14 protein-coding genes and 5 tRNA genes are annotated in these 23755 nt (G+C 59.4%); 11 read left to right on the forward strand and 8 right to left on the reverse strand.

Going from position 1 to position 23755, the window contains the following annotated elements:
- Positions 1-12: 12 nt before the first annotated feature.
- On the reverse strand, positions 13-900 hold the full coding sequence (gene htpX, locus SJI00_RS05045; RefSeq protein WP_322460651.1) for a protease HtpX: 888 nt from the start codon (positions 898-900) through the stop codon (positions 13-15).
- Positions 901-1145: 245 nt separating this feature from the next.
- The gene (locus SJI00_RS05050) at positions 1146-2357 is read right to left on the reverse strand and encodes a pyridoxal phosphate-dependent aminotransferase (protein WP_322460652.1); all 1212 of its coding nucleotides are present in this window, start codon (positions 2355-2357) and stop codon (positions 1146-1148) included.
- A 163-nt stretch (positions 2358-2520) separates the two neighbouring features.
- Between SJI00_RS05050 and msrB the strand changes: the two genes are divergently transcribed.
- Complete coding sequence (gene msrB, locus SJI00_RS05055; RefSeq protein ID WP_322460653.1) at positions 2521-2916, forward strand: peptide-methionine (R)-S-oxide reductase MsrB; 396 nt, start codon at positions 2521-2523, stop codon at positions 2914-2916.
- A 12-nt stretch (positions 2917-2928) separates the two neighbouring features.
- Positions 2929-3417, forward strand: a complete 489-nt coding sequence (locus SJI00_RS05060) for a glutathione peroxidase (RefSeq protein ID WP_322460654.1) — start codon at positions 2929-2931, stop codon at positions 3415-3417.
- On the opposite strand, the gene SJI00_RS05065 is transcribed toward SJI00_RS05060, so the two are convergent.
- Positions 3407-5707 (reverse strand): response regulator, encoded by a 2301-nt coding sequence (locus tag SJI00_RS05065; RefSeq protein ID WP_322460655.1) that lies wholly within the window; start codon positions 5705-5707, stop codon positions 3407-3409. The two genes, SJI00_RS05060 and SJI00_RS05065, sit on opposite strands and share 11 nt — an antisense overlap.
- A gap of 119 nt (positions 5708-5826) precedes the next feature.
- Between SJI00_RS05065 and SJI00_RS05070 the strand changes: the two genes are divergently transcribed.
- Both SJI00_RS05070 and SJI00_RS05075 read left to right on the forward strand, forming a co-directional pair.
- Entirely contained in the window at positions 5827-6714 is an 888-nt protein-coding gene (locus SJI00_RS05070; protein ID WP_322460656.1) for an ATP-binding protein, read from the forward strand.
- Entirely contained in the window at positions 6715-7197 is a 483-nt protein-coding gene (locus tag SJI00_RS05075; protein WP_322460657.1) for a GAF domain-containing protein, read from the forward strand.
- A gap of 332 nt (positions 7198-7529) precedes the next feature.
- Here the strand turns inward: SJI00_RS05075 and SJI00_RS05080 are convergent, their stop codons facing one another.
- The gene (locus SJI00_RS05080; RefSeq protein WP_322460658.1) at positions 7530-8297 is read right to left on the reverse strand and encodes a hypothetical protein; all 768 of its coding nucleotides are present in this window, start codon (positions 8295-8297) and stop codon (positions 7530-7532) included.
- Between the two features lie 322 nt (positions 8298-8619).
- Here SJI00_RS05080 and SJI00_RS05085 point away from each other — a divergent pair.
- From SJI00_RS05085 to SJI00_RS05105, 5 genes are all read left to right on the forward strand, one after another.
- Positions 8620-8695 (forward strand) — tRNA-Glu (locus tag SJI00_RS05085).
- 2 nt (positions 8696-8697) lie between these two features.
- A tRNA-Gly gene (locus SJI00_RS05090) sits at positions 8698-8773 on the forward strand.
- A 106-nt stretch (positions 8774-8879) separates the two neighbouring features.
- Positions 8880-8955, forward strand: a tRNA-Glu gene (locus SJI00_RS05095).
- 3 nt (positions 8956-8958) lie between these two features.
- Positions 8959-9034 (forward strand) — tRNA-Gly (locus SJI00_RS05100).
- 85 nt (positions 9035-9119) lie between these two features.
- A tRNA-Gly gene (locus SJI00_RS05105) sits at positions 9120-9195 on the forward strand.
- Positions 9196-9539: 344 nt separating this feature from the next.
- Here SJI00_RS05105 and SJI00_RS05110 read toward each other — a convergent pair.
- The 4 genes from SJI00_RS05110 to SJI00_RS05125 all read right to left on the reverse strand — a co-directional run bounded on the left by SJI00_RS05110 (position 9540) and on the right by SJI00_RS05125 (position 19134).
- Positions 9540-10619, reverse strand: coding sequence for a fimbrial protein (locus tag SJI00_RS05110; RefSeq protein ID WP_322460659.1), 1080 nt, complete (start codon positions 10617-10619; stop codon positions 9540-9542).
- A 44-nt stretch (positions 10620-10663) separates the two neighbouring features.
- Positions 10664-13204 (reverse strand): fimbria/pilus outer membrane usher protein, encoded by a 2541-nt coding sequence (locus SJI00_RS05115; RefSeq protein WP_416220998.1) that lies wholly within the window; start codon positions 13202-13204, stop codon positions 10664-10666.
- Positions 13205-13399: 195 nt separating this feature from the next.
- Positions 13400-18553: an RHS repeat-associated core domain-containing protein gene (locus SJI00_RS05120; RefSeq protein ID WP_322460661.1), complete on the reverse strand. Its 5154-nt coding sequence runs from the start codon at positions 18551-18553 to the stop codon at positions 13400-13402.
- A gap of 2 nt (positions 18554-18555) precedes the next feature.
- Positions 18556-19134, reverse strand: coding sequence for a hypothetical protein (locus SJI00_RS05125; RefSeq protein ID WP_322460662.1), 579 nt, complete (start codon positions 19132-19134; stop codon positions 18556-18558).
- A 237-nt stretch (positions 19135-19371) separates the two neighbouring features.
- On the opposite strand from SJI00_RS05125, the gene SJI00_RS05130 reads away from it, so the two are divergent.
- Together SJI00_RS05130 and SJI00_RS05135 are read left to right on the forward strand one after the other, a co-directional pair.
- On the forward strand, positions 19372-21201 hold the full coding sequence (locus SJI00_RS05130; protein WP_322460663.1) for a hypothetical protein: 1830 nt from the start codon (positions 19372-19374) through the stop codon (positions 21199-21201).
- Positions 21202-21286: 85 nt separating this feature from the next.
- Positions 21287-23755 (forward strand): hypothetical protein, encoded by a 2469-nt coding sequence (locus SJI00_RS05135; protein ID WP_322460664.1) that lies wholly within the window; start codon positions 21287-21289, stop codon positions 23753-23755.

Consider the following 23755-nt stretch of genomic DNA (forward strand, 5'->3'; position numbering starts at 1 on the left):
TTGCTACCGGTTTCAGCCGCGCTGGCGCAGTGCATTGATGCGATCTTCCAGCGGCGGGTGGCTCATCAGCAGGCCAGCCAGGCCCTGCTTGAGCCCGCCGTTGATGCCGAACGCTTTCAGCGTATCGGGCATGTGCACCGGCATACCTTGCTCCGAGCGCAGGCGCTGCAGGGCATTGATCATCGCCCCGGTGCCGGCCAGTCGCGCGCCGGCGTCATCCGCGCGGTATTCCCGGCGGCGCGAGAACCACATCACGATCATGCTGGCCAGAATGCCCAGCACCAGCTCGGCGACGATGGTCGCTACGTAGTAGGCGATGCCGCGGCCTTCCTCGTTCTTGAAGATCACCTTGTCGACGAAGTTGCCGATGATACGCGCGAAGAACATCACGAAGGTGTTCACCACGCCCTGCACCAGCGCCAAGGTCACCATGTCGCCGTTGGCCACATGGCCGATTTCGTGGGCCAGTACGGCCCGCACTTCATCGGGCGAAAAACGCTCCAGCAGCCCCTGAGACACTGCCACCAGCGCGTCGTTACGGTTCCAGCCGGTGGCAAAGGCGTTGGCCTCGTAGGCGGGGAAGATGCCGACCTCGGGCATCTTGATCCCGGCCTCGCGGGCCAGCTCCTCGACGGTTTGCAGCAGCCACTGCTCATGCCGGGTGCGCGGCTGGGTGATGATCTGGGTGCCCGTACTCATCTTCGCCATCCACTTGGAGATGAACAGCGAGACCAGGGAGCCGGCGAAGCCAAACACGGCGCAGAAGACCAGCAGGCTGCCCAGGTCGAGGTCGACCCCGTTGGCGGCCATGAACCCGTTGAAGCCGAACAGGCTCAGAGTAATGCTTGCAACCAGCACCACCGCAAGGTTGGTGGCTACAAACAACAAGATGCGCATCATGGTTGTCACGTTCTCCTGACGGATGAAAGAGGTGCGTACTGCGGGGGTATATAAGGGGGAGAGCGGACGGATTCAACCGGCCGACTATTTCAAACTGTGTAGGCGAAGTATGACAGAGGCATCTGAAACGCTTGTGGGATAGAGCGTTGCAGGATGTAAGAGGCTTCTGAGGCCTGGTGGCGAACAGCGGGGTCAGCGGCAGGCAGCCGCATGAGGCTCAGCTCATGGGCCGCCCGCCAAGCGCTTTACTGCGAATAGCCTTTGAGGAAATTGCCGATTCGACCGATGGCCTGCTCCAGGTCATCCACCCGTGGCAGCGTGACCACGCGGAAGTGGTCAGGCCACGGCCAGTTGAATGCGGTGCCCTGAACGATCAGCAGTTTTTCCGACAGCAGCAGATCAAGCGCGAAGCGTTCGTCGTTGAAGATCGGGCACACCTTCGGATCGATACGCGGGAACGCATAGAGCGCGCCCATGGGTTTGACACAGCTCACGCCCGGAATGTCGTTGAGCAGTTCATAGGTCCGGTTGCGCTGTTCGAGCAAGCGGCCCGGCGGCAAGATCAGGTCGTTGATGCTCTGGTAGCCGCCCAGCGCAGTCTGAATGGCGTGCTGGGCCGGCACGTTGGCACACAGGCGCATGTTCGCCAGCATGTCGATGCCTTCGATGTAGCTCTGCGCGTTGTGCTTGGGGCCGGAGATGATCAGCCAGCCGGAGCGGAAACCGGCTACCCGGTAGGATTTGGACAGGCCGTTGAAGGTCAGGCACAGCAAGTCTGGCGCGAGTGCCGCAGTGCTGATGTGCACGGCTTCGTCGTAAAGGATCTTGTCGTAGATTTCATCGGAGAACACCACCAGATTGTGCTGGCGAGCCAGCTCCAGCATGCCCAGCATCAGCTCGCGCGAATACACTGCGCCCGTGGGGTTGTTCGGGTTGATGATCACCAGTGCCTTGGTGTTGGACGTGATCTTGGACTTGATGTCGTCCAGGTCAGGGAACCAATCGGCCTGCTCGTCGCACAAATAGTGCACGGGGTTGCCCCCTGCGAGACTGACCGCGGCGGTCCACAGCGGATAATCCGGTGCCGGGATCAGCACTTCGTCGCCATTGTTGAGCAGTGCCTGCATGGACATGACGATCAGTTCGGACACGCCGTTGCCCAGATAGATGTCTTCGATGCCAACGCCTTCGATCTGCTTCTGCTGGCAGTACTGCATGACCGCCTTGCGTGCGCTGAACAGGCCTTTGGAGTCGCTGTAGCCCTGAGCCGTAGGCAGGTTGCGGATGACGTCCTGGAGGATTTCGTCCGGCGCCTCGAAACCAAAGGGCGCCGGGTTGCCGATGTTCAGCTTGAGGATGCGATGGCCTTCCTCTTCCAGACGCTTGGCGTGCTTGAGCACAGGACCGCGAATGTCATAGCAGACATTGGCGAGCTTGTTCGATTTGCTGAACTGCATGGTGTGATCCCGGTTGAGAAGTCGCTGCGCCCGGCGCGTTGAAAGATTGGAGAGGGGCAGGGCGCATGCCAGACTGGCTGGCCAGATAAGCCCACTAATATACGTGTCACCGGCGCTATAAATAAAGACAGCACCCGGTGAAATTCAGCCTGCCGAGGTTCCTATGCAAAAGATTGATAAAACCCTGGAAGAGTGGAAGCAGATGCTCGATCCAGCCCAGTACCAGGTGTGCCGACTCAAGGGCACCGAACGGCCGTTCACCGGCAAATACAACGACGAGAAGCGCGACGGCATCTACCGCTGCATCTGCTGCGACCTGGAGGTGTTCGACTCGGCCGCCAAGTTCGACTCCGGTTGCGGCTGGCCCAGCTTCTACCAGCCCATCAACGACGCCGCCATGATCGAGATTCGCGATACCAGCCACGGCATGATCCGTACCGAAGTGACCTGCGCGCGCTGTGATGCGCACCTGGGCCACGTCTTTCCCGACGGCCCGGCGCCGACCGGTTTGCGCTACTGCATCAATTCGGTGTGCCTCGATTTCAAGCCGCGCGACTGAACGGAGCCGATCATGGCCGACACACTTCTCGACATTTCCTGTCTGACCCTGACCGGCGAGCACAAACGCCTGGGCGATTTCCCTGGCAAAGCCCTGCTGGTGGTCAATACCGCCAGCCAGTGCGGCTTCACCCCGCAGTACGCCGGCCTCGAGCAGCTCTGGCAGCAATACCGTGACCGCGGCCTGGTGGTGCTGGGCTTTCCCTGTAACCAGTTCGGCCATCAGGAACCGGGCGATACCTTGGCGATTTCGCAGTTCTGCGAGCGCAACTTCGGGGTCAGTTTCCCGCTGTTTCGCAAGGTCGATGTGAACGGCGAGCTGGCCCACCCACTGTTTCGCGAGCTGAAAAAGCGCGCGCCGGGCGTGATGGGCACCGAGCGGATCAAGTGGAACTTCACCAAGTTCCTGGTCGATCCGGTGAGTGGTCAGGTCACCCGTTACGCGCCAACGACCAAACCCAAGGCGCTGGAAGCCGACATCGACCGCCTGGTCAGTCGCTGAGCGGTAGCCAGCGCTCGATCAGCGCCTGCAGCTGTTCACGGCGAAAGGGTTTAGCCAGGTAGTCGTCCATGCCCGCCGCGCGGCAGCGCTCGCGCTCCTCGGGCATGGCGTTGGCGGTCAGGGCCACCACCGGTAGCCCTGGCCAGCGGGCCCGCTGGCGAATCAGGCGGGTGGCCTCGTACCCGTCCATGACCGGCATGTTGCAGTCCATCAGCACCAGGTCGAACGGTTGCGTCTCCAGGCGTTCCAGCGCTTCGGCACCGTTGCCGGCTACCTGCACCCGATACCCGAGCTTGGCCAGCATGCCTTTGGCCACCAGTTGGTTCACCGGGTTGTCTTCGACCAACAGAATCTGCGCCCCTTGCGATTCCAGCGGGCCTGTCGCCTGGCCGGCCATTGCGCTCGGCAGGGCCCCTTGCAGTGCCCGGCGCAACGTTTCATGCAAGGTGCCACGTGCCAGTGGCCGGCCCAGCTGATGAAGAGGGGCCAGCTGTCGGGCGTGTTCAACCGACAGAAAGCGTCCGTAGGCACTGATCAGCAGGATCGGCGTCGACAGTGCCGGGCGCAGCTGCTCCAAGGCTTCGAGATCATCGGTAATCAGCAGATCCATGGCCTCATTGTCGAGGCTTTGCGGGCTGTCATGGCGCTGGTAGTGCAGCCCCCAACTCGGCAGTTGCGTCTGCAACAGCTCGCTCAAGCCGCTGCCTGCGCGGCTCAAGGCATGCACCCGGCCGCACAGGGGTGGCCACTCGATCGCACGGCCGTTGCCCAGCAACGGCAGGTCGGCGGTGAACGTGCTGCCAAACCCGACCTGCGATTGCACGTGCAAACGTCCGCGCATGGCGCTGCACAGGTTGCGCGCCAGGGCCAGGCCCAGCCCGGTGCCACCGTACTGCCGAGTGATGCCGGCGCCCGCCTGGATGAACGGCTGAAAGATCCGCGCCTGGGCGTCGTCGGAAATCCCGATGCCGGTGTCGCATACCTGCACCTGCACGCCACCGACAATCGGCACCAGGCGCACATCCACACGCCCGAAGCGGGTGAACTTGAGCGCGTTGGAGAGCAGGTTGCTGAGCACCTGGCGCACCCGGGTCGGGTCACCCAGCACCGTGGCTGGCATCTGTGGGGCGATCAGGCAGGTGAGTTCAACGCTGGCGGCCGCGTTCTGTGACAGCAGGCTGGCGGTGTCTTCGACCATGGTCGCCACATCGAAGCCGATGGTTTCAAGCTGTAGCTGCCCGGCATCGAACTTGGACAGGTCGAGAATATCGTTGAGCAGCCCCACCAGCACCTTGCCCGAGTCGTGCGCAATCGACAGCTGCTGGTGCTGTTCAGGGTTGAGTGCGCTGTCGAGGGTCAGACCGATCATGCCCAGCAGGCCATTGAGCGGGGTGCGGATCTCGTGGCTCATGTTGGCCAGGAACGCCGCGCGCGCGTGGGCCATGTCCAGCGCCCGACCGCGCGCTTGCTCGAGCTCATGGTTGGTGTGGCTGAGGCGATCGTGGCTGGCCTTGAGCGCCTCGGTGCGCGCTGAAACGATGTCTTCGAGTTCGTTCAGGTACTGGGTCAGGCGGTTTTCGGCGTTGCGTCGCTGTTCGATTTCGGTGGCCATGCTGACGAACTGCCCATTGGCAACCTTCACCAGCACGCCGATCTCGTCGCGCTCATGGCCGCTGGGGCAGTTCAGCCGGGTCTGGCGCCCGCTGCTCAGGGCGCTGATGACCGTGACCAGGGGCTTGGTCAGCATCAGGTAGAACAGCGCCAGCAGTAGGCCGGTGAGTAACAGGCTGCGAGTGAAACCGGTGAGCAGGGTCAGGCCGGCGCGGTCAAGAAAGCGGCTGCTGAAGGCGTAGGTGTCGACGTCCAGGTACAGCGTACCGAGGTATTCGTCGGGCATTTGAGCGAGGAACAAGCGGTCCTGGAACTGGCGCTGTTCGCCGAACAGGAAATCAGACACTGCGCGAAACCGGCGCTCTTCTCTGGGCCGCTGGCTGTCGGCGAGTACCGTGTCGTTGTTGTCGATCAGTCGCGCGCGAATGATGGCCGGTGAGCGCAGCAGCCCGCCGGTGAGTTCCTCGCCAAGTTCGGCGTCGATGTTGTAGGCGATGCGCGAAGCGGTATCGTGGCTGATTTGCAGCACGGTTTGCAGTTCGCGGTTGATGGACGCGTCTTCGCTGGCATAATCGATGCCGATCTGCACAACGCTGAGCAAGGTTCCCAGCATGAAGCCCACCAGCACGGTGAGCTTGGCCTGTTTATACGACAGGCGATTGGTGAACTTGATATCCATGGGCCCCGAGCCGGTGTACCTCCATTGCGCAGCGCTAGCATAGCCCAAGCGCCATGGCCGCTGTGTTCTGTGCGCGCCAGCGGCGTCAGCCTCATCCCATTTTCCCGTCAGGAGCCATCATGGACGCCCGCATGAACGCTTTTCTCGACCGCGCCGAATCGGTATTGGCGCGGCTCGACCCGCTGTTGCCGGCCCTGCGCCCGCACATCGACTGGTCCGCCACCCTGGCCGCACGCTGGCAGCGCGACGGTCGCAGCGGCTACCTGCTGCCGCTGCAAGTGAGCCTGGATACGCGCCTGTCCGACCTGATCGGCGTGGATAGGCAGTGTGAGCAGTTGGGGCGCAATACCCAGCAATTCATCAGCGGCCTTCCCGCCAACCACGCCTTGCTCTGGGGCTCGCGCGGCACCGGCAAGTCGTCGCTGGTGCGCGCGCTGCTGGCCGAACACGCGAGCGCCGGGTTGCGCCTGATCGAGATCGAGCGCGATCACCTGGCCGACCTGCCGCGTGTGGTCGAGCAACTGCAAACGCTGGCGCAGCGCTTCATCCTGTTCTGCGACGACCTGTCTTTTGAAGCCGGGGAGGGTGACTACCGCGTACTTAAAAGCGTGCTCGATGGTTCGTTGGAACAAGCGCCGGACAACGTGCTGCTGTATGCCACCTCCAACCGCCGCCACCTGGTGCCGGAAAAGGAAAGCGACAACGAAAACTGGAAGCGCGTGGACGGCGAGCTGCACCCCAGCGAGGCGGTGGAAGACAAGATTGCATTGTCTGACCGATTCGGCCTGTGGTTGTCGTTCTACCCCTTCACTCAAGAGCACTACCTCGATGTGGTCGAACACTGGATCGGCCAACTGGCCGGCGCTGCCGGCCTGCAATGGCAGCGTGATGAAGCGCTGGATATCCTCGCTGTGCGCTGGGCCACCGGCCGCGGTAACCGTAACGGCCGTTGTGCCTACCAGTTCGCCCGCTACTGGGTCGGGCTGCAATTGTTGGAGCAAGCCTGAATGATCGACCTCAATGCCAATGGCCAAGGCCTCGACGGCTACGACCTGCTGGCCGCACAAGTACAGGCCCTGTTCGCTGACGAGCGCGACTTCATCGCCAATGCCGCGCAGTTTTCGGCGTTTCTCTATCACCAGGTCGACGACCTGAACTGGGCCGGGTTCTACCTCAACCGCAATGAAGAGCTGGTGCTCGGGCCGTTTCAGGGGCAAGTGGCGTGCGTGCGGATTCCGTTCAGCCGAGGCGTCTGTGGTGCAGCGGCGCGCACGCGACAGACCCAGCGCGTCGAGGACGTGCATGCCTTCCCCGGGCATATCGCGTGCGACAGTGCGTCGAACAGCGAAGTGGTGATTCCGCTGGTCAAAGAGGGCAGGCTGATTGGCGTGCTGGATCTGGACAGCCCGACGGTCGGGCGTTTCAGCGAGGCGGATCAGGCAGGGTTGGAGCGCTTGGCGGCGGTGTTTCTGTCGCTGACCGACTGCTGATCTCAGGAGGGCCGGCTGCGCCGGCCATCGCGGCAGTCCGGAGCGGCCGCTCCTATAAAATCCTGTGAATCTCAGGGTAGGAGCGAGCTTGCTCGCGATGGACAGCGAAGTCGGCCTGATAGCGGGAATGCATCACCGTTTGTCATCGCCGAGTGACAGACAATTGCTCCTACAGGGAACGCGGTGGGCAGCTTCATGCGGTTTCCTATCTGCACCGCCTTCTGCAAAGAACTGCGGTCTGTGGGAGCGGCGGGCCCGGGGCTCCGGTCAGCCGCGATGGGCGGCAGCGCTGCCCTGAAAGTTGCCACCACGTTCCAGCGGGCCGGTGCGCATCAGTCGTACATGGCCTTCTTCTTCCAGGTCTCTTCTTCGTCGCTCTTCAAGCCTTCATTCAGTTCGTTTTCCGCGTCCTCGCTCGGCTCCATCTGGTCCAGCACCTGCGCATCGGCACGGGCCAGCAGTTTTTCCAGATAAAGTCGCTGTTCCTCGTACTGCTTGGGTTCTGCCTGCTTCTTCAGGTACTGCACGCCGCGCTCGAACGCCAAACGTGCCTGACCAGGCTGCTGCTGCTGCAGCGCACGCTGGCCCAGGTTGTTGAAGAACTCAATGTGCAGCAACACCAGGATGTGGTGGATTTCCTTGATCCAGTGCTTGCTTTCGATGTTCTGCAGAAAACCCTCGGCAGTGGCGCGCACCACTTGGTTGTGCAGCACTTCCAGGAGGAAGCGCACGTCCTTGGCCTTGGCTTCGGTCAGGATCGGCGCCGGCGGATTATTGACCGGGATGTCCTCGCCCTTGGCGATCAAGGCTTCCAGCTCGGCGATGCGCGCCGGGTAACGCGGGCTCTTGCGCTCTACCGCCAGCAGGCGCTGATTGAGGTTGAGCTCCAGACGCGTCATCAGCAGTTTGAGCGGCGCGTTGATCAACTGGCTGGGAAAGGTTTCGTTGAGCGTTTCACAGCGCTTGAGGCGCTCGCTGAGTTCCAGCTTGTTGCGTGCTCGTTCGACCTTGTTGTTCTCCACGGCATTGTTTAGATAGCCGATCACGATCAGCAGCGTGATCCCGGCCACGATGAGCAGGGTGATCAGAAGTGGAGTCACCGTTGTTGCCTCTATATAGGAAGGTCTACCCTCGGAGTCTAGTGGCTCCGAAGACAGCGGAACAGTGCAAACGGACCGGCAGGCTGCCGCGTACTGGCACAATGGCGTGAGCTTGCCGAGGCGGCGCCATAAAAGCAACGCCAGGGTCGCGAGGTTGCAGTCAGCCCGTCTGCGAAAGCCCCGAAGTCATTGATTTAAATAAATTTCTACAAAGGTATTGACGGGATACCGCTCGCTCCCTAGAATGCGCGCCACTTGCAGCGTAAAGCACACAGCCAACCGTTGCAGGGAGTGAAAGCCGGCATGTAAATGCCAGCAGCGTGTCCCCTTCGTCTAGTGGCCTAGGACACCGCCCTTTCACGGCGGTAACAGGGGTTCGAGTCCCCTAGGGGACGCCATTGCGGGAATAGCTCAGTTGGTAGAGCACGACCTTGCCAAGGTCGGGGTCGCGAGTTCGAGTCTCGTTTCCCGCTCCAGTTTCTCCGGCAGCGCCTATAGGGCGAGGCAGGAAAAGAAAATCCAGGTTGAATCGTGAGGTTCAGGTTTGGTGCGCTGAAAGTCTTGTGCTGAACAGTGTCGTGTGTCCCCTTCGTCTAGTGGCCTAGGACACCGCCCTTTCACGGCGGTAACAGGGGTTCGAGTCCCCTAGGGGACGCCATTTGCGGGAATAGCTCAGTTGGTAGAGCACGACCTTGCCAAGGTCGGGGTCGCGAGTTCGAGTCTCGTTTCCCGCTCCAGTTTGATGACTGTGGCGTCTATGCGGTGCAGTGGTGGTGAGGGTCGTCAAGGCGCTTCACGCCAATCGCGGTTTAAGCTTCACATGCGGGAATAGCTCAGTTGGTAGAGCACGACCTTGCCAAGGTCGGGGTCGCGAGTTCGAGTCTCGTTTCCCGCTCCACATATCGACCTACAGGCTTACATAGATGCTTGGGTCTACAAAAAAGACGCTTCGGCGTCTTTTTTCGTTTTCAGCTTCAGCCATCAGCCCGTTTAGACTCGTGCTCGAGGCGCATCTCCTCTGTACGCCGATACAGCACGCTCAGCCCTGGGGCCGACTCATCGAGCGCGTTCGGTTTCCCATCGCAACAAGGTCGGCGATCACCTGCCAGGAGGGGCTTGGCCCTGTCATGCCTATTGGCGTACGCGTGCGTGCCCACTGCGTGACCAGGGTTTTCATGTTTATTCAGCGCGATCTCGAGCGTGGGGCGTGCCAGCCCTGGCATCACCCGCCTGCCAGGGCTGCTAGCGGTACTCGATGGTGAAATTCAAGGCGCCTTTGGCCTCACCGGGTACAACCCTCGCCCCAGTCTGGTAATAACGAGCCCGCAGGTCGAGGCGCGTGATGCCCGAGGTGAGGCCCAGCATGTCAACGTAATCCTCGAGCTTGATCGGAGTATTGTCGCTGCGCAGTACCTGGATGCCGATACCCGTGGCGGTAGAATCCGTCGTCAGGGTGAACAGCCCCATGTCCCGGTCCACCGGTATCGACCCGTCAACGCCGTCCAGGCGCATGAACGCACGCGCAACACTGGCCGCCGGATCGTCTTCGCAATCGCTGAGGGTAATGAAGAAATCAACCGCATTGCTGGTACTGCCTTGGCCTGTAAAGTCGGCGATGTCGTGGGTGCCCAGTTGTACCGGGTTGGCACTGACCGCGTCGGCCTTGACTGTGCACTGGGCCTGCTGCACCTGACCACTGAGCGTCAACCTGACGGCATCCCCGACATCGCTGACCACCCCTCGGACAACTTCCTGGCTGAATGAGCTGACCCCGGCCGGGATGGTGCCGGTCTTGATCAGGGCCATGTACTTGATGACCAGATTCGTCATCAGAAGCGGGGACGGTGACATCCTTCTCTGGTTCTCACCCAGATACGGAATCGCACCGACTCCCCCGTCGTTCGCCAAAAACGCGTTGCTTGCAGTGGCGTTAAGAAAGCCACCCAGTTCCAGATAAAGGCCAACACCCGGAATACTGGTCTCGAGTACTTTGCCAGTAACGTCCCTACCGTCGACGGGGGGAAAGGTGCCGGGGGCGATCGGTAATGGGGTACCCATGTCCGCCGTCAGCAACAGCGACGCGTCGTTATCGCACTTCAATGCAAACCCGGGCCCGCGTACGCCAGTGCTGGTAGTTGAATAGATCTTGCTGCCTACGGGGGCATCACGTGCTACCCATTTCAACGCCCCCAGGTTGTGGATGTACTGCAACGGGCCCGTTGTGGTCGGCCATTCGCATCCTAAGGCATGGGCCCGGCCGGGCAATGTCAATATCGCTGCCGAAGCGGCAATGCCGATGATCAAACGCGAAAAAGGGAGCATGGTCGTTTCCTGTAGCAAACACGTGGCATCGCGCTAGGGCGAGGTCAAGGAGTAGGGCAACGCAGGGTCTGCAGGCGGTAGCCTTGCTCTTCTGGCATGGCTGTGGGGTCGACTCTCAACAGGCAGCGCTGCTCGTTACGCTTGCCCCAGCGCGCTTCCAGGGTTTGGGCATGGGCATCGGTGGCTGCCAGGGCCTGGCCAGCCTGGCCCACTATCGCCAAGTGGTTACCCTGCTGGTCAGTGACCTGGGTACCGAAAGGCAGTGGGCGGCCGTCGGCATGTTGCAAGGTGAGGATCAGGCGGCTGACGTGCCGTGCCTTGAAGGCAGCCAGGGCGACTGCGCCTCGACGAGGCACGACCTGGGTGGCGCCGTTTTCGATTTCAACATCCGGATTGAGCTCATCCGTTTGCAGCGTGACCTGATTGACCCGATAGGGGCGCATGTGCGGAGCGAGAATGTAGCCATTGGTGTCGGTGCGGCCACCGGGTACGTTGTCAACGCCTACGCCGGGCACTGCGGGGACATGCACCAGCGCGGTAGTCTCGCCCAGGTACTGTCCTAGGACGATACCGCCCGCGTGGGCCAGTACTGCGCCGCTGGCATTGACCGAGACGCTGCGGAAGTCGTCCGCCTCGGTGAAGCCCGCTCCCAGGTTGACCTTTTGCGTCTGGTACGCCATCGACGCCGATACCGTCTTGCGCTGCTGTTCGTCATTGGCCAACGAGGCCAGGTAACTCAGACGATTATCCGGCGAGCCGCCGCTCAAGGTAGCGCGTTCGCTGAGATGGCCGTTGCTTTCCTGCACGTCGAAACTGGCCGTACTCGATGAGCCCCAGTCCAGCGGGAGGGTAACGCCAAGCCCCACGATGCGGTCGCTCCTGCGGCCGGTCACACCGTGCCTGCCGCGGTCGGTGTTCAACGATTGCGAGGCATACAGATTGATGCTGACCCGTCGGTAATGGGTATTGAACTGAAACTGATACTGACGCCGCTGGCGATTGGAGTTCCAGTAATCGTCCTGGGACAAGGTCAGGCTCAGCGAATTACGGTTGCTGAACGATTGGTAGATCGACGTTTCAAGGCGGCTGCGTCGGTTGCCCTGGTAGCGGCTGGAGGCGTTACGCTGTTGCACGGCCTCGTCGAATTCGCGGTAGCCCTCGGTCGAGTATCGGTAGCCAGCGAAACGCAGGCTGGTACCGGTCTGAAAAGCCTTGCCGTAACGCATGGCGTAACTTTGCCCCTGTACCTGGCCGCCTTGCCCGCCCAGGTCGGTACGAGACTGCGTTGCGTCCAGCGACAATGCGCCGAAGCTACCGAAGTCGCGTGCAACGCCAAGGTTGGCGGCGTCATGGTACTCGCTGCCCATCAGGCCGCCGTACAGGGTCGTGCCCCATTGGCCGCCGCGGGCGAGGGTGGCTTGCCACAGTGCCGGGCTGTCGATGCCCTCGGCGCCGTCATAGCGCCCCGCCAGCAGGTTATAGCGCCATACACCTTCGCGCAGCAGATTGCTGAGGGTAGAGTAGGGCTGGATGAAGCGGCGTACCTGGCCATCAGCTTCTGTGAGCACGATTTCCAGGTCGCCGCTGCTGCCACCGATACCCAAATCGTTGATTTCGTAAGGGCCAGCGGCAACGTAGGTGGAGTAGACCGGGTAGCCATTGTGCAACACCTCAAGCTTGGCCCGGGTCTGAGCTACGCCGCGGATGACCGGTGCGTAATTTTGCATCACGTCAGGCAGCATCCCCAGGTCAGTGGCCAGCTGCACCCCTTTGATGGGCAGGCTACGAAACACGTCCCCGCTGCTGAAGGTTTCTCCCAGGGTCAGTGTGCCCCAATGGCCGGGCAGATCATGTTGGGCGTAAGTATTGAAGTGCACCCACTCCTGATCTTTACCGTCGTCGCGCCAGCTTTGGCTGCTGCGAAAGCGCCATCCGCCCAGGTTGATGCCGGCATTGAGGTACAGGTCCTGGCTGTCGTTGGAAGTGCCCGCGCGGCCGCTGAAACGTTGCGCGGATGCCTGATAGCTGACAAAGGCGGCATTGATGCCGTCGTCCCAGCGCTCTGGCGCAACGCTGCCGGCGACGTCGCGGCGCAGGGCTATCTGCGGAATCGAGAGCGCCAGTTGGAGTTGGCCAGCGTCGAGGTAGTAAGTGGCGTCGGAGACCAGTGCAGGCAGGTCCACGCAGCGCTCGTCCGTGGGCAAGGGCTCTGCCAGACCTTGTTCACGCAGGCCCAGCTCGCGCAATAAACTGGCGCTCAGGCAAGGCTCCAGGCCTTTGCCATCACGGCGTTCACGGAAATCGATGTCGTGCTGTCCTGCCGGGGCCAGATTGACCAGCACTTCAACCTGATAGCGGCCGGGTGCCACGGATGCTTGAGCAGCCAGGGTACCCAGGGCAGCGACGCTGGCGTCGCTGGATTGCCCTGGGGTTTGGCGCATGAAGTTGGGGTTGAATTGCAGCGGGCGTTCTTTGGCAAGTGCCGGATCAATCAACAAAAACAGCAGACCGCAACTTGCCAAGGGAAGGAAAAAGATTGCAGGTAAATAACTTGGCAATGGTCGGTACTGTGTAAGTCTTTGCATTATCAGGCACCGTGGAGAGAAGCGTTTGAGCCCTGTCTCTATGAGAGAATATTGAGGGTCATTGGGAGCAAGTTCCAGGCGCAGACTAAAGTCTTGCTGAAATGATTCATGTAGGATATTTCATTAATTTACCGTGGAATTTTCCTCACTGCATTCGGCCGGTACGGCCGGCTGATGCGCCGGCCGCTAAAACTTTTATACAGGGATCACAACGGTAACAGGGCCATAGGACGATCTTTCCGTTGGTATCCAATGTGGGGAGTTTGGATCTTTTCTAAATCCCAAAATGGAACCGGGACTATTGATAAAGTTTTCCGCTCTAGGAGCAGCAGGAACTAGAGAGCTAGCAGATTCAGCGAACAATGCTTCCAAGCCGTACGACCCAACTGACGAACCAGAAGCATTTGAAGCGCTGGAAGCAGCTGAATGATTGGAGGCAATGCTGCGGAGCGATCCGCTCGGCGTCATGGACGTCGCCATGTCAGAGACATTCTGGGTTATTTGAGTGGAGGCATCGACGCTTGCGGCCATTCTCGGTGTTTGAGTCGATATTTCGTTATTGAATGGCGTTGCGACTTTCCTCCAGACTCGTCCATGCGTTGTAGTGATTCTACTCGTGAGTACACCGCCACCGTTCCTAGCCGTTGCGGTGGAGGAAGCCAGCGACGTTGCGTCGTCAGTGTGTTGGCCGACACTAGCAAGCTTACCCGCCCCCTTTGCCGCCAACCGGCCATAAGCGATCATCCCCAATGTACTGACCGCACTGGCCACCCCAAGCCAAAACGCCCAGTCATTTGCCGCTTGGCTGCCGGTGGTAATGGCTGCGACTGAAACCGCCGTCGCGGCCGCGTCAATGGCCAGGCTGGCTGCGCCATACGCGAAGGCCACGGTCAGGCCCACCGGCGGCAGCAACAGGAAGCTGACCACTGCAAAAACAGCGCCCAGCCCCACGCCAACCCAGGCGCGCCAGTCTGCCTTGGGCTTTACAGGTTTTGGTGGGATATAGGGCAGCTCCATGCTGTTGCGTATGCCGTAATGGCCGCTTGGGTCGTGCCAATTGACCGGGTTGCCGCCACAGTACACATAGGGATTGATACCGGCATCTTCAGGCGCAGCCGTGTCGGGGCTGTGGAAGCGCATCAGCGCGGGGTTGTAGGCACGGTAGCCACGCCCCAGCAATGACCAACCCAACGCCCGCTCGCGGGCTTCACCGTTGAATCCGAGCAGGCCCACTAGCTGGTCGTTGTCCGGAGAGTCGCCATAGGCGGTGTAGGTGGTGTCATGCAGCTGGTCGTGACTGCATTCGCCTACCACCGTGTTGGCGAGGTCGGTCACGAACAGCCGGTTGTCTGCGCTGCTGGCCGGACGTTGCAGGCCCAGAGGGCGATCCCCTGCGTACAGGTACTCGGTGAGCACGTCTGCCTCGCGCGTGCTGGTCACTCGGTAGCCCTGGTAACGGCGCGACACTTCTGGTGCCTGGTCATGGCGAACGCCGATCAGGTCGTTATGACCGTCATAGCGGTAGCGGCTCAGGGGTTGCCCATCGCTGGCGCTTTGCACTTCACACAGGCGCCCCTGCTTGTCGTACACCAGTCGGTTGCCTTGTTCGTCGTTCAGCAGGTTGCCTTCGGCATCGGAGTCGAAGGCTTGACTGGCCGGGTAATCGGGTTGCAGCGAGTGCTCTGCGTGTTTGAGGATGAAACCATCATAGGTAAAGAGAGCCTCGTCCGAGGCGCCGTCAGCGAAATCGGTGTAGCACTCTGTGACATTGTTAAAACTGTCATAGACGAAAAACTGATTCTTGATAGCACGCCCAGCAGCGTTTTCAGGCAGAACCGTGCCTTGGCAACTGTGTTCTTCCAGCCGGTCAAGCGCATCGTAGTTGAACGTCTCCTGCAACAGCTGTTGGCCATCACGGGTAAGCGTGCGGGTGCGTATCTGGTCATCGCCCTGCCACGTCAGTACGATGCTCTGAGTCAGTGTGGAACCATCGGCACGGGTAAGGGTTTGTTCGCGTGTCTCCTCTCGGCCAAGGGAGTCGAACGTTTGTACGCACTCAACGATCTGTTTGTTGCTCTGGTCCTCAGTGGTGGTCTTCCACAACCGTCCAAGGGTGTCGTAGTCGAAGATGGCGACCAGGTCACCCTGGCGAGTCTCTTGCAGTTGGCCCAGGTCGTTGTAGACATGGCTCACTTCGATCCCGTCATTTTCGGTGTAGCCCAATAACAGGCCTTGCATGCTGTTGCGGTAATCGCAGTGGTAGCTTTTTGCGTCTTTATCCTCCCATTCAGTTTTCAGCAGGTAGCCCTGATCGGAATAGGTATACCTGTGCAGGCCCTGTTCGTCGCTGGCCGTGCTGATGGCCGAGGTCTTGCTGTGGTAATCGTACGTTGCAGTCGTCTGTGCGTTGACGTCGATTCGGTTGGGTTGGGCCGAGCGAGTGGGGCGGTAGTGGTAGGTGAAGGTGCGTTGCGCTGTAGTACGGGTTTCCAACAGTGACGTATTAGGCTTGTAGGTAAACGTTTCGTGCTGCAAGCCGGCTGTCAGCGACTTCAGGCGCTCAAGGCCATCGTAATTGCGCTGCCAGGCAAGAACAGGTTGCGCACCCTTGCGCGGCTCGACCAGTACTTGCTCGGCCAGAGGCGCGGCGCTGTGCAGCGCGAACTGGCTAAGCACTGCCGAGCCGCCCGGCCGTTCGGTACGCGTCACCCGGCCTTCGGAGTCATAGGTGTAGCCGGTGATTCGGCTGACTGACTTGTCGCCACGTTTGAATGCATGCTCTTGGCGGGTGCAGCGGCCAAGACCGTCATAGCTGAATTCAAGACGGCCAACGGCCTCGCCTGCCTCATCCAGCCGATACTGGCGAGCCACTTTGTCAAAGCGATTGCTTTCGGTCACCTGCTGCTGTTGACGAATACCTGGCTTGTCGGGTGATTCGATCCAGGCAGTGACGAGATCGCCTGATTCGCCGAATGGCGAATACTCGCTGTGCTGGGCGGCACCGTTCGGCAGACGAGTCTTGCACAGCCTGCTCCAGGAATCGTATTCGAATGTGGAGGTCAGCTGCAGGGTTCTGCCGTCGTGATAGTCGAAGGCCGTTTCTTCTGTCAGTTGGCCCAGTTCATCATATTTACGCCGTGCCGTTACTTTGAGTTGCCGCTGTTTTTCAGCCCCGGGCGCAGTATCCGAAGCGTGCGGTACTTCGCTTTCACGCTCTTCGGTCACCATCCGGCTGCAGCCGTCGAGGGTAACCGAGGTCGTCACACCCGTGCTGCTGGTGGTTGACTGCGAGGCCAGCCCGGCCACGCCTTGCTCAGGGTGGGTGACCAATCCGTAGCTGTAGCTGGCGCTGGCCTCGTCCTCGCCTTGTCCTGGGGCAAAGGTTTCTTTTGTCAGGCGTGCAAGGGCATCGTAGCTGCGACGGATACCATTGCCCGTATCATCCTCTTCATACACGGTTTGACCGTGCAGACCGGACACGGCCGTACTGGAGGTTTTTTGCACCAGATCAAAACCGGATACGGTTTCATCGGTCCAGTATTCCAGGCCGTACTGTTTGTCGACAACTTTGCGGTAATGCCAGTCGACACGTGAGCTGCGGCTATCCATTGCCCGGCGTACGGGATCGTCGGTGGCTTCACCGTAACGGGTGGTCACCTGATGATCTGGCCGACCATGCAGGAAGGCGTCGTCTGGCTTGTTCAGGTAGGCGCGCTCCACCTTCAGCAGCAAGTGTTCGGCTTCGTTGGGCAGGCCGGCATCGGATACTTGCAGGACCTGTTCTTCGCACGGCGAAAGCCACTCGCCCGCTTGCTCCTGGCTGGCCAGGGTCGGGTAGGCCTTGTAGCTCAGACGAGCCCGTTGTACCGGCGCGTCGCCCGCTAGCCCCTCTGCGGGGTAGATCGTCTTGCATTTGAGGTTGCGCACGAAGCCCTGCGGGTCGGGTGGGCAGGCCCAGGTATCGCCCTGATCGTCGCCCTGCCGTTTTTCGCCTTGCTTGTCGTAGTACTCGTAGGTAGTACGTACTCCCGTGGGAGCTATTTCTTCGATGACATTGGCGTAATCGTCATAGTAGATGCTGGCAGTTTCCAAGCGCAGTTTGCTGGCGTCGCCGCGCAATTTGTAGCGTTTGGTGATGGTCTTGGGCAGTTGGAAATAACGAGGTTGATTGTCAAAACTGACCCCGGCGCGTTCGTGAAACACCGTCTCGGTTTCTTCGATATGGCCGTTTTCTTCAAGTACCTGTCGGGTCAGCAGGTGATAGCGGTTGAACGTCTGGGTTTGTTTGCGCGCGACTTCGCCCGCTTTCCAGTAATGCGCAGTGACACTGTAGTGATAAGAAGAGGATGCCCGGTACAGGTTATCCTCGCCATCGTCACGCCAACTGACACCGCTGTTGCTGCCTACAAAGCTGTGCTCTACCTCGACGCTGTTGGCTTCATCGAAATGCTTGTAGGTGTAGGTTGTTTTCAACGGTGGCTGATCGGCGCGGGGTTTGACTTCATGGCTTGTTACCCGCGGCAGGAATCTTCGCGGATTTGTGCCCGGCAGCAAGTGGCCCGGGTCGCTGTCCTCGCCGTAGCGGATTTCCTCCACCGCGCCCGTGGGTGTGGATACCTTCGCAATACAGGGCAAGCCAAGGGCGGTGGTGTAACCGAAGCGCCAGTTACCGCCGACTTCGGGTGGCAGTTTTACTTCGACCAATGCCTGGTTTCTCAGCTCCAACGCATAGCGCATGAACGGCTGGTCGTCAGCCCCTGAGCCCGGGTGCGTCTCTAGGGTTACCCGGCTGGCGGTGTATTTAAGCTCAAGTAGCAGTGTGCCATTGTCATCGACGATCTGGCTCAGCCGCCGGTTTTCCGGGACGTAGCTGAACGTGATGCCGTGACCGGCCGGCGCCATGGCTCTTGCGGGCAGGGCAATAGGGTTGACCACGTCGTGCAGAGTGAGGATTTCCACCAGACCGGATTTATGCACGACTCGATAGGGGCCTTTGCCGTCCTCGCCGTCGTCGTAAAAGTAGAAACTGTGAATTTTCTGTTCACGAATGCCGGGTTGCGGCCCGCTCCCTGTCACCTTGTAGCTTTCCCCCGTGTGCAGGGTCAGCATTTGAGTGGCAGGCACGTACTGAGTCATTGCCAGTTGCCAGCCGGTGCCGAACCCTGTGTTCTCGTTGGCGAATGAGCTGTACGACAGGCGCAAGGGTAAGCCAGGGCCGAGCAGGTCGTTGCCGGCCGGCACCTGCAAGCTGATCGAGAGATTGTACTGGCCGGTGCGTTGGTCGACTTGGTTCTGCACAAAGCTCTGGAAGTTGCTGGCGTTGCTATGTAGTCCAGAGGAGTTGATCATGATCAGTGACCCCGCTTAGGCGTACTGATGACCACACAGGCGAGCTCACCGGGTTTGATCGCGTTTCCTTTGCCGATGATCCTGAAGCCGTAACTCGGTGCATTGCTATCGTCGCCCTTGTTATAGACATAGCCTGGTTTCTCTGCGCTGCCAGCGTAGGTCCAAAGCTTGTCGACACCCATTCTTTCCAGCGAGGCATTAGCGCGGCTGGTGTCGAGTTCAATCCAGGCGTTGCCGTCTTTGACACAGGTGTTACTGTCGATCAGCAAGACTGTCGATTTGATCGGCATATTTCGAATTCGGATCGAATGAGCCTCGAACGGCTCGTCCTCGTCTTCTCCTCCTTTGGGGCACACCTGTTTTGGCCGCCATTGGACGGGCACAAGGCCGCCCGTTGCTGGCAGCTCTTTCGAGCATGCTAGTTCTCCCTGATACATCGAGATGATGGGAGTGATGTCCGCCTGTGTAGCCTCGGAAGTGCTAGCGGCATGGGCGGCAACGCACGTCAACAACGGTAGGGTCAGGAGTGCCCGTTTGATCGCTACGATGGGCGTGGGCTGTAGGTGGGGTAAGCGCTTCATTCGTCAGTGCTTCCTATTGAACGGGGGTCGGGGATTTGAAATAGTTATATTCATTGCGGCGTAAATAATTAGAGTGCTACAGCCAAGAGCTTAATCAGGATTTCTTGGCGTGACGCCTATTACAATTACCAGGAACGCCGATGTTCGAGCGCAGCGGCTACCTGCCATTTCTGTTAGTAGGCAGTCGCACCATGGCTTGTGAAAATGAGGGCATCATATATTTAATGGAATGATCTCATGACACCCTTGCCTATTACGCCGCATTCGGAAACTGAGCAGGCGCTGCACAATCCCGCCCCTATAATTCCGACGCTGAATCAGTGGAATGAAGTTGACATCGAAAATTTGAATGGGGCTGATTTAAAGTTTGATATCAAAGATGCAGATTTGAAATTCGGGCAGTCTATCTACCCCATCTGGCGCGGCGTCGCCGCCGATGGTACTCCGTTCGATGAACTGACTGCGATGCAAGACGTACCTGTGGATTACGACACTACAAGAACGATGACAGCGTTTGTCTCCAATCGTTATGTCGAACCTTTTAAAGGGGGTTGGGCATTTCTGTCGTACAAGGTTGACGACGCGGCTGAGTCTACCCAGGATTCAATGCGTACCTTTTGTCACCTGGGTCTGCGCGACCACGGTAGTGTTGCAGAAACCTTGGCCGTGGCGCAGGCACGCGAGTCACATGATCGTGTCATCGTCGCGTCGGATCTCGAAACTGAAGGAGTGTGCCTTTTGGCCCCGAGTTACCGGGCCATGCAGGCAGGTGACAGTGTCGAGATGGTAGTGCGCAGATTCAACTCGGCCGACACGGAATTGGACTCCACAACAGAGTTGCACGAAGTGACCGAGGCCACCGTCGGTGAGCCTATACAATGGCAGATACCCAAGTCATTTTTTATCCGTGTGCAGGATGGCCGGGTAGAGTTCCAGTACACCGCTACGCTGGCCGCTGGCGCTCAACAGGTCACATCACCTGTACAGGAAATGACTGTAGCCCGAGCACCGAGCGGTACCGACTTGCTTCCTGAAGTCACTGTCGACGGCTTCACGGGAGCGCCGCTCGATCCTGGCTTGTTCCCCGCTGGATTGACGGTTCGTGTGCCTACCCATCCTGATGTCGAAGCGGGTGACTACCTGCTGCTGCACTGGCAAAGCCCCGGCACACTCGAGCCGCACGTACAGTTCGCGCGTATGGATCCGAGTAACCTGAAAAGCGACGAGACCACGTTCAAGATTGACGTCGCTGCATTGGCCCCCGGCAACCATCAGGTGTTTTACCAGCTTGCGCGTGTAGGGCACGCATTGACCTCGCAGCGCTTGGACCTCCTGTTCGAAGCGCCCCGCAGCCTTGCCGCCCCGAGCATTGAACGTGCTGAGGCGGATGGCCCAGGCAAGCAGATGCTGGCGGCCGATAGCGCGATCCTCGGGGCGTATGTAAACGTGCCTGATATCCCCTTGCGCCCGGGCGAATACTTTGAGGTCCATTGGGACGGCTACGAAAAGAACGGCAAGCAAATTACCGCCACACCGGTGCAGCAAGGCGGGCGACGATTCAAGATCGACCCTGGTGTGGTCGCTGCAAACATGCAGCAGCCTGGCCAGAATGACAGCCGCCGTTTCAGTGTTTTCTACTACATTGTCGACGCTGACAGTAATTACTCGGCGCCTTCTGCCGCTGTTGACTTGCGCGTCCTACCCCTGAGTTTCGAAAGCAATATCCGGTGTCTGCAGGCCGAGAGCAATGGAGAACTTTGGCGGTCCAAACTCAATCAGAGCAATGGTGCCCTGCTCGAAGTGTCGGGCGTGCTGCTCTGGCCCTTCGCCGAAGTCGGTCAGCTTTTTACATTGGCCATTCAAGCTGGCGAGATATTACGTGATCGCAAGCCACTTACCTCGGCTGAAGTCGCCAACGCACGCATACAACAGCGGTTGAGTCTCGCTACGTATGATCGCTTGGAAGATAGCCTGCAGTACACCATCAGCGGAACAATAAGCTTTGATAGTGGCGACAGCTGGCACAGTATTCGACCGTTTATGATTATTCCCAAAAAATCCCAATAAACTTCTTTGCCACGAAGCGCTAAGTGAAACTTTCCGCGCTTCGTGGCAGCGCCTACTCGTCCGCATATTACGGAGAAGAATCTAGATGAACAGCATGACCACCGAAAATCCACTGGCCGTGGGTATTCAGTCGCTTGACGATTTTCTAAAAGAAATGGACAAAGAGCCACAAACCTACGAATGGGATGCCCTGCTGGTATTTGACCGGGGCGCCGCCAACACGCTGCTGGCGCAAGAGTACATTGATCGCACCCATGATCCTGTCCTGTTCTTTCCTGACTTGCCCGACGCTGTTGTCGACTCGGGTAATGGCATCGAGCATGTGTTGCTAGGGCTGAAGCTCGACAGGGCACGGTTGTCTTTCGAGAATGCAAACCTGCGCCAACCCAAAGGTAAATTGCAGATGCGCCTGGTCGGCGGCAAGCACCTTGAGGTGGTTGAAACCTACCTCGAAGGTGAGCCATTCAGGAGTATCAAGGCGTTGGCGGTGTACAACGCTGCTACCCACGCCGTGCTCGACATGACAGTTGATCTGACCGCAGTACAGGGTACTGTCGATAGCAGCGGGAAAGTGTTGCTTGATATCGCCAAGGCGTATGAGCACCAATTCAGCGGCGGCTCGACGGGCCCTGAAAAGGTTCGGTTGGGCCTGTACTTCAAGGAGGTATTTGACGACTGGAAAGACCAGAATGCGGAGCTTTTGCAATTTCCGCTCAGCGAGCTGGTGGTCGACGATGGTTCGCCCATAGATCCCGGTTTATTTGCGTTGGGTACGCATGCCGAACCGGGCGCCAGGCTACGCGATAGCAAAAATTTTGGCGACGGCGCAGTGGTTGTGTTTGTCGCCATGAAAGGCAACAGCGCAGGTAAATATCCCCCGTCTGACAGTGACTTGTTATACATGTTGCCGCGTGCAACACAACCGTATTCCAGTAACTTGGTGCTGTCCCACAAGTTTTTGATGCAGCAAGTCTTGAAGCTAGGATTCGATCAGTTGGACTGGCTGAAGGGCAAGTTTGACCTGGAGGAGCTGGTTGGCGGTCGCTACCAACTGGTCGCTAATGCAGATGCCTTCTCCGGATTTGATTTCAGCTACTCCGATGTGGGTAACGGCGGATCGCATCAGCCTTGGCGCTGGAAGTTAAGCATGACTGGCGGATTTGCAGGCCTGTTCTCAAAAGGTAATAAGCTTGTCTTTGAAGATCGACTGCTCAAGGCGATGTGGAGCTCGAATACCAAGGTCGGTACGTTGGTCTATTGGATTCAGACCGGGCAGAGCGCAGGGCGTACCGTATCGATCCAGTTAACCGCTGAAGTGAGCCTTTCTGCGAGTTACAAGTTTGAAGTTTCCCCGAGCGCAGGACAGCCGATAAGATTCTCAGTCAACAACTTCACTTCGCATGTGAAGATTAACATTCCAGATGAATTCGGTGCCGGCGACGGTGCTGCCGATGCCAAGGCGAACGCAAACAAGATAATAGAACCCTTGAAGGCCGCATTGGAGGCGGAGCTCAAGACGCAAATCGAAACCCTCGAAAACATCACCTTTGAAATTGACGCTTTGCGACTCAACAAGCTTCTGTTCCGTGGCGACAACGTCGTTGAGCCACGTGACGTCTCATGGCCAACCGACCTGACCCTGCTCGGTAACCTGGCGCCCAAGTACACCAGCATGACCATCAGCCCTTCGGAACAAATGCTCGCCAGTGGTCAGGTGCTCGATTTCCAAGTTGAATCTGCGCCCGGGCCTGTCACGTGGTCGGTCAAGAACGTTCCCGGCGAGACAGGGGACACCGGTGAGTTCAAGGACCCCAGCAAAGGACGATATACCGCGCCGGCCGATGATGCGTTGCGTCAGGAGGGACAGCGCCGGCTGATCGTGACCGCCACCAGCGGCGACATGGTCAGTAAGGCGTTGATCAGTGTGGTGCCAAGCCATGTTTCGGTGAATCCCTGGGTGGCGGTGGTTAGTCTGGGCAAAGGCTATGCATTGAGTGCGGCGACTCCAGACGGTTCAGCGCTGACCTGGGACACGCCTGCGCTGGGTACGGTCGACTTCGATTCCGATCCGCTTAACCCGGGTGGGTACAAGTATTCGGCACCCGTCAGACTGCCCAAGCGCGAGGCGCATGAGCCGCACTACTACAGGGCTCTGCGTCTGGACCCGGTCACCGTCCGGCCCACTGCAGGGGGTGCCCCGGCAACGATCGACATGCTGGTCGCTGCCACCAAGAATGCCAATTACTGGCTGGCGCCCGAAGTCCGAGCCGACGGCACCATAGGGCTGCCGTTCTACAGGCTCAACGTTGATTGGGAGCAGGAGAAGGTACCCGAGCCCATTGAATGGACAGTGCTTCGTGGCAGCGGCACGGTCGACCCTGTTACTCAAGTCTATACGCCAGCGCTGGATGCCCAGGACCAATACGTGATCATTTCGGCCTGCCAAACCACCAGCGGTGACCCCGGTACACTCGACTACGTGATCCTGCCACTGCCTTTCGTACCGGTAAAACGCTACGCCAATATCCTCGATGCCTCGACGAAGGAGGTATGA

The organism is Pseudomonas gebzensis (genome assembly GCF_034427815.1).
Taxonomy (GTDB): domain Bacteria; phylum Pseudomonadota; class Gammaproteobacteria; order Pseudomonadales; family Pseudomonadaceae; genus Aquipseudomonas.

Bases quoted from the DNA above. Each gene is read 5' to 3' on its own strand.
- htpX (WP_322460651.1), bottom strand. From the start codon at position 900: ATGATGCGCATCTTGTTGTTTGTAGCCACCAACCTTGCGGTGGTGCTG.
- SJI00_RS05050 (WP_322460652.1), bottom strand. From the start codon at position 2,357: ATGCAGTTCAGCAAATCGAACAAGCTCGCCAATGTCTGCTATGACATT.
- msrB (WP_322460653.1), top strand. From the start codon at position 2,521: ATGCAAAAGATTGATAAAACCCTGGAAGAGTGGAAGCAGATGCTCGAT.
- SJI00_RS05060 (WP_322460654.1), top strand. From the start codon at position 2,929: ATGGCCGACACACTTCTCGACATTTCCTGTCTGACCCTGACCGGCGAG.
- SJI00_RS05065 (WP_322460655.1), bottom strand. From the start codon at position 5,707: ATGGATATCAAGTTCACCAATCGCCTGTCGTATAAACAGGCCAAGCTC.
- SJI00_RS05070 (WP_322460656.1), top strand. From the start codon at position 5,827: ATGGACGCCCGCATGAACGCTTTTCTCGACCGCGCCGAATCGGTATTG.
- SJI00_RS05075 (WP_322460657.1), top strand. From the start codon at position 6,715: ATGATCGACCTCAATGCCAATGGCCAAGGCCTCGACGGCTACGACCTG.
- SJI00_RS05110 (WP_322460659.1), bottom strand. From the start codon at position 10,619: ATGCTCCCTTTTTCGCGTTTGATCATCGGCATTGCCGCTTCGGCAGCG.
- SJI00_RS05115 (WP_416220998.1), bottom strand. From the start codon at position 13,204: ATGCAAAGACTTACACAGTACCGACCATTGCCAAGTTATTTACCTGCA.
- SJI00_RS05120 (WP_322460661.1), bottom strand. From the start codon at position 18,553: ATGATCAACTCCTCTGGACTACATAGCAACGCCAGCAACTTCCAGAGC.
- SJI00_RS05125 (WP_322460662.1), bottom strand. From the start codon at position 19,134: ATGAAGCGCTTACCCCACCTACAGCCCACGCCCATCGTAGCGATCAAA.
- SJI00_RS05130 (WP_322460663.1), top strand. From the start codon at position 19,372: ATGACACCCTTGCCTATTACGCCGCATTCGGAAACTGAGCAGGCGCTG.
- SJI00_RS05135 (WP_322460664.1), top strand. From the start codon at position 21,287: ATGAACAGCATGACCACCGAAAATCCACTGGCCGTGGGTATTCAGTCG.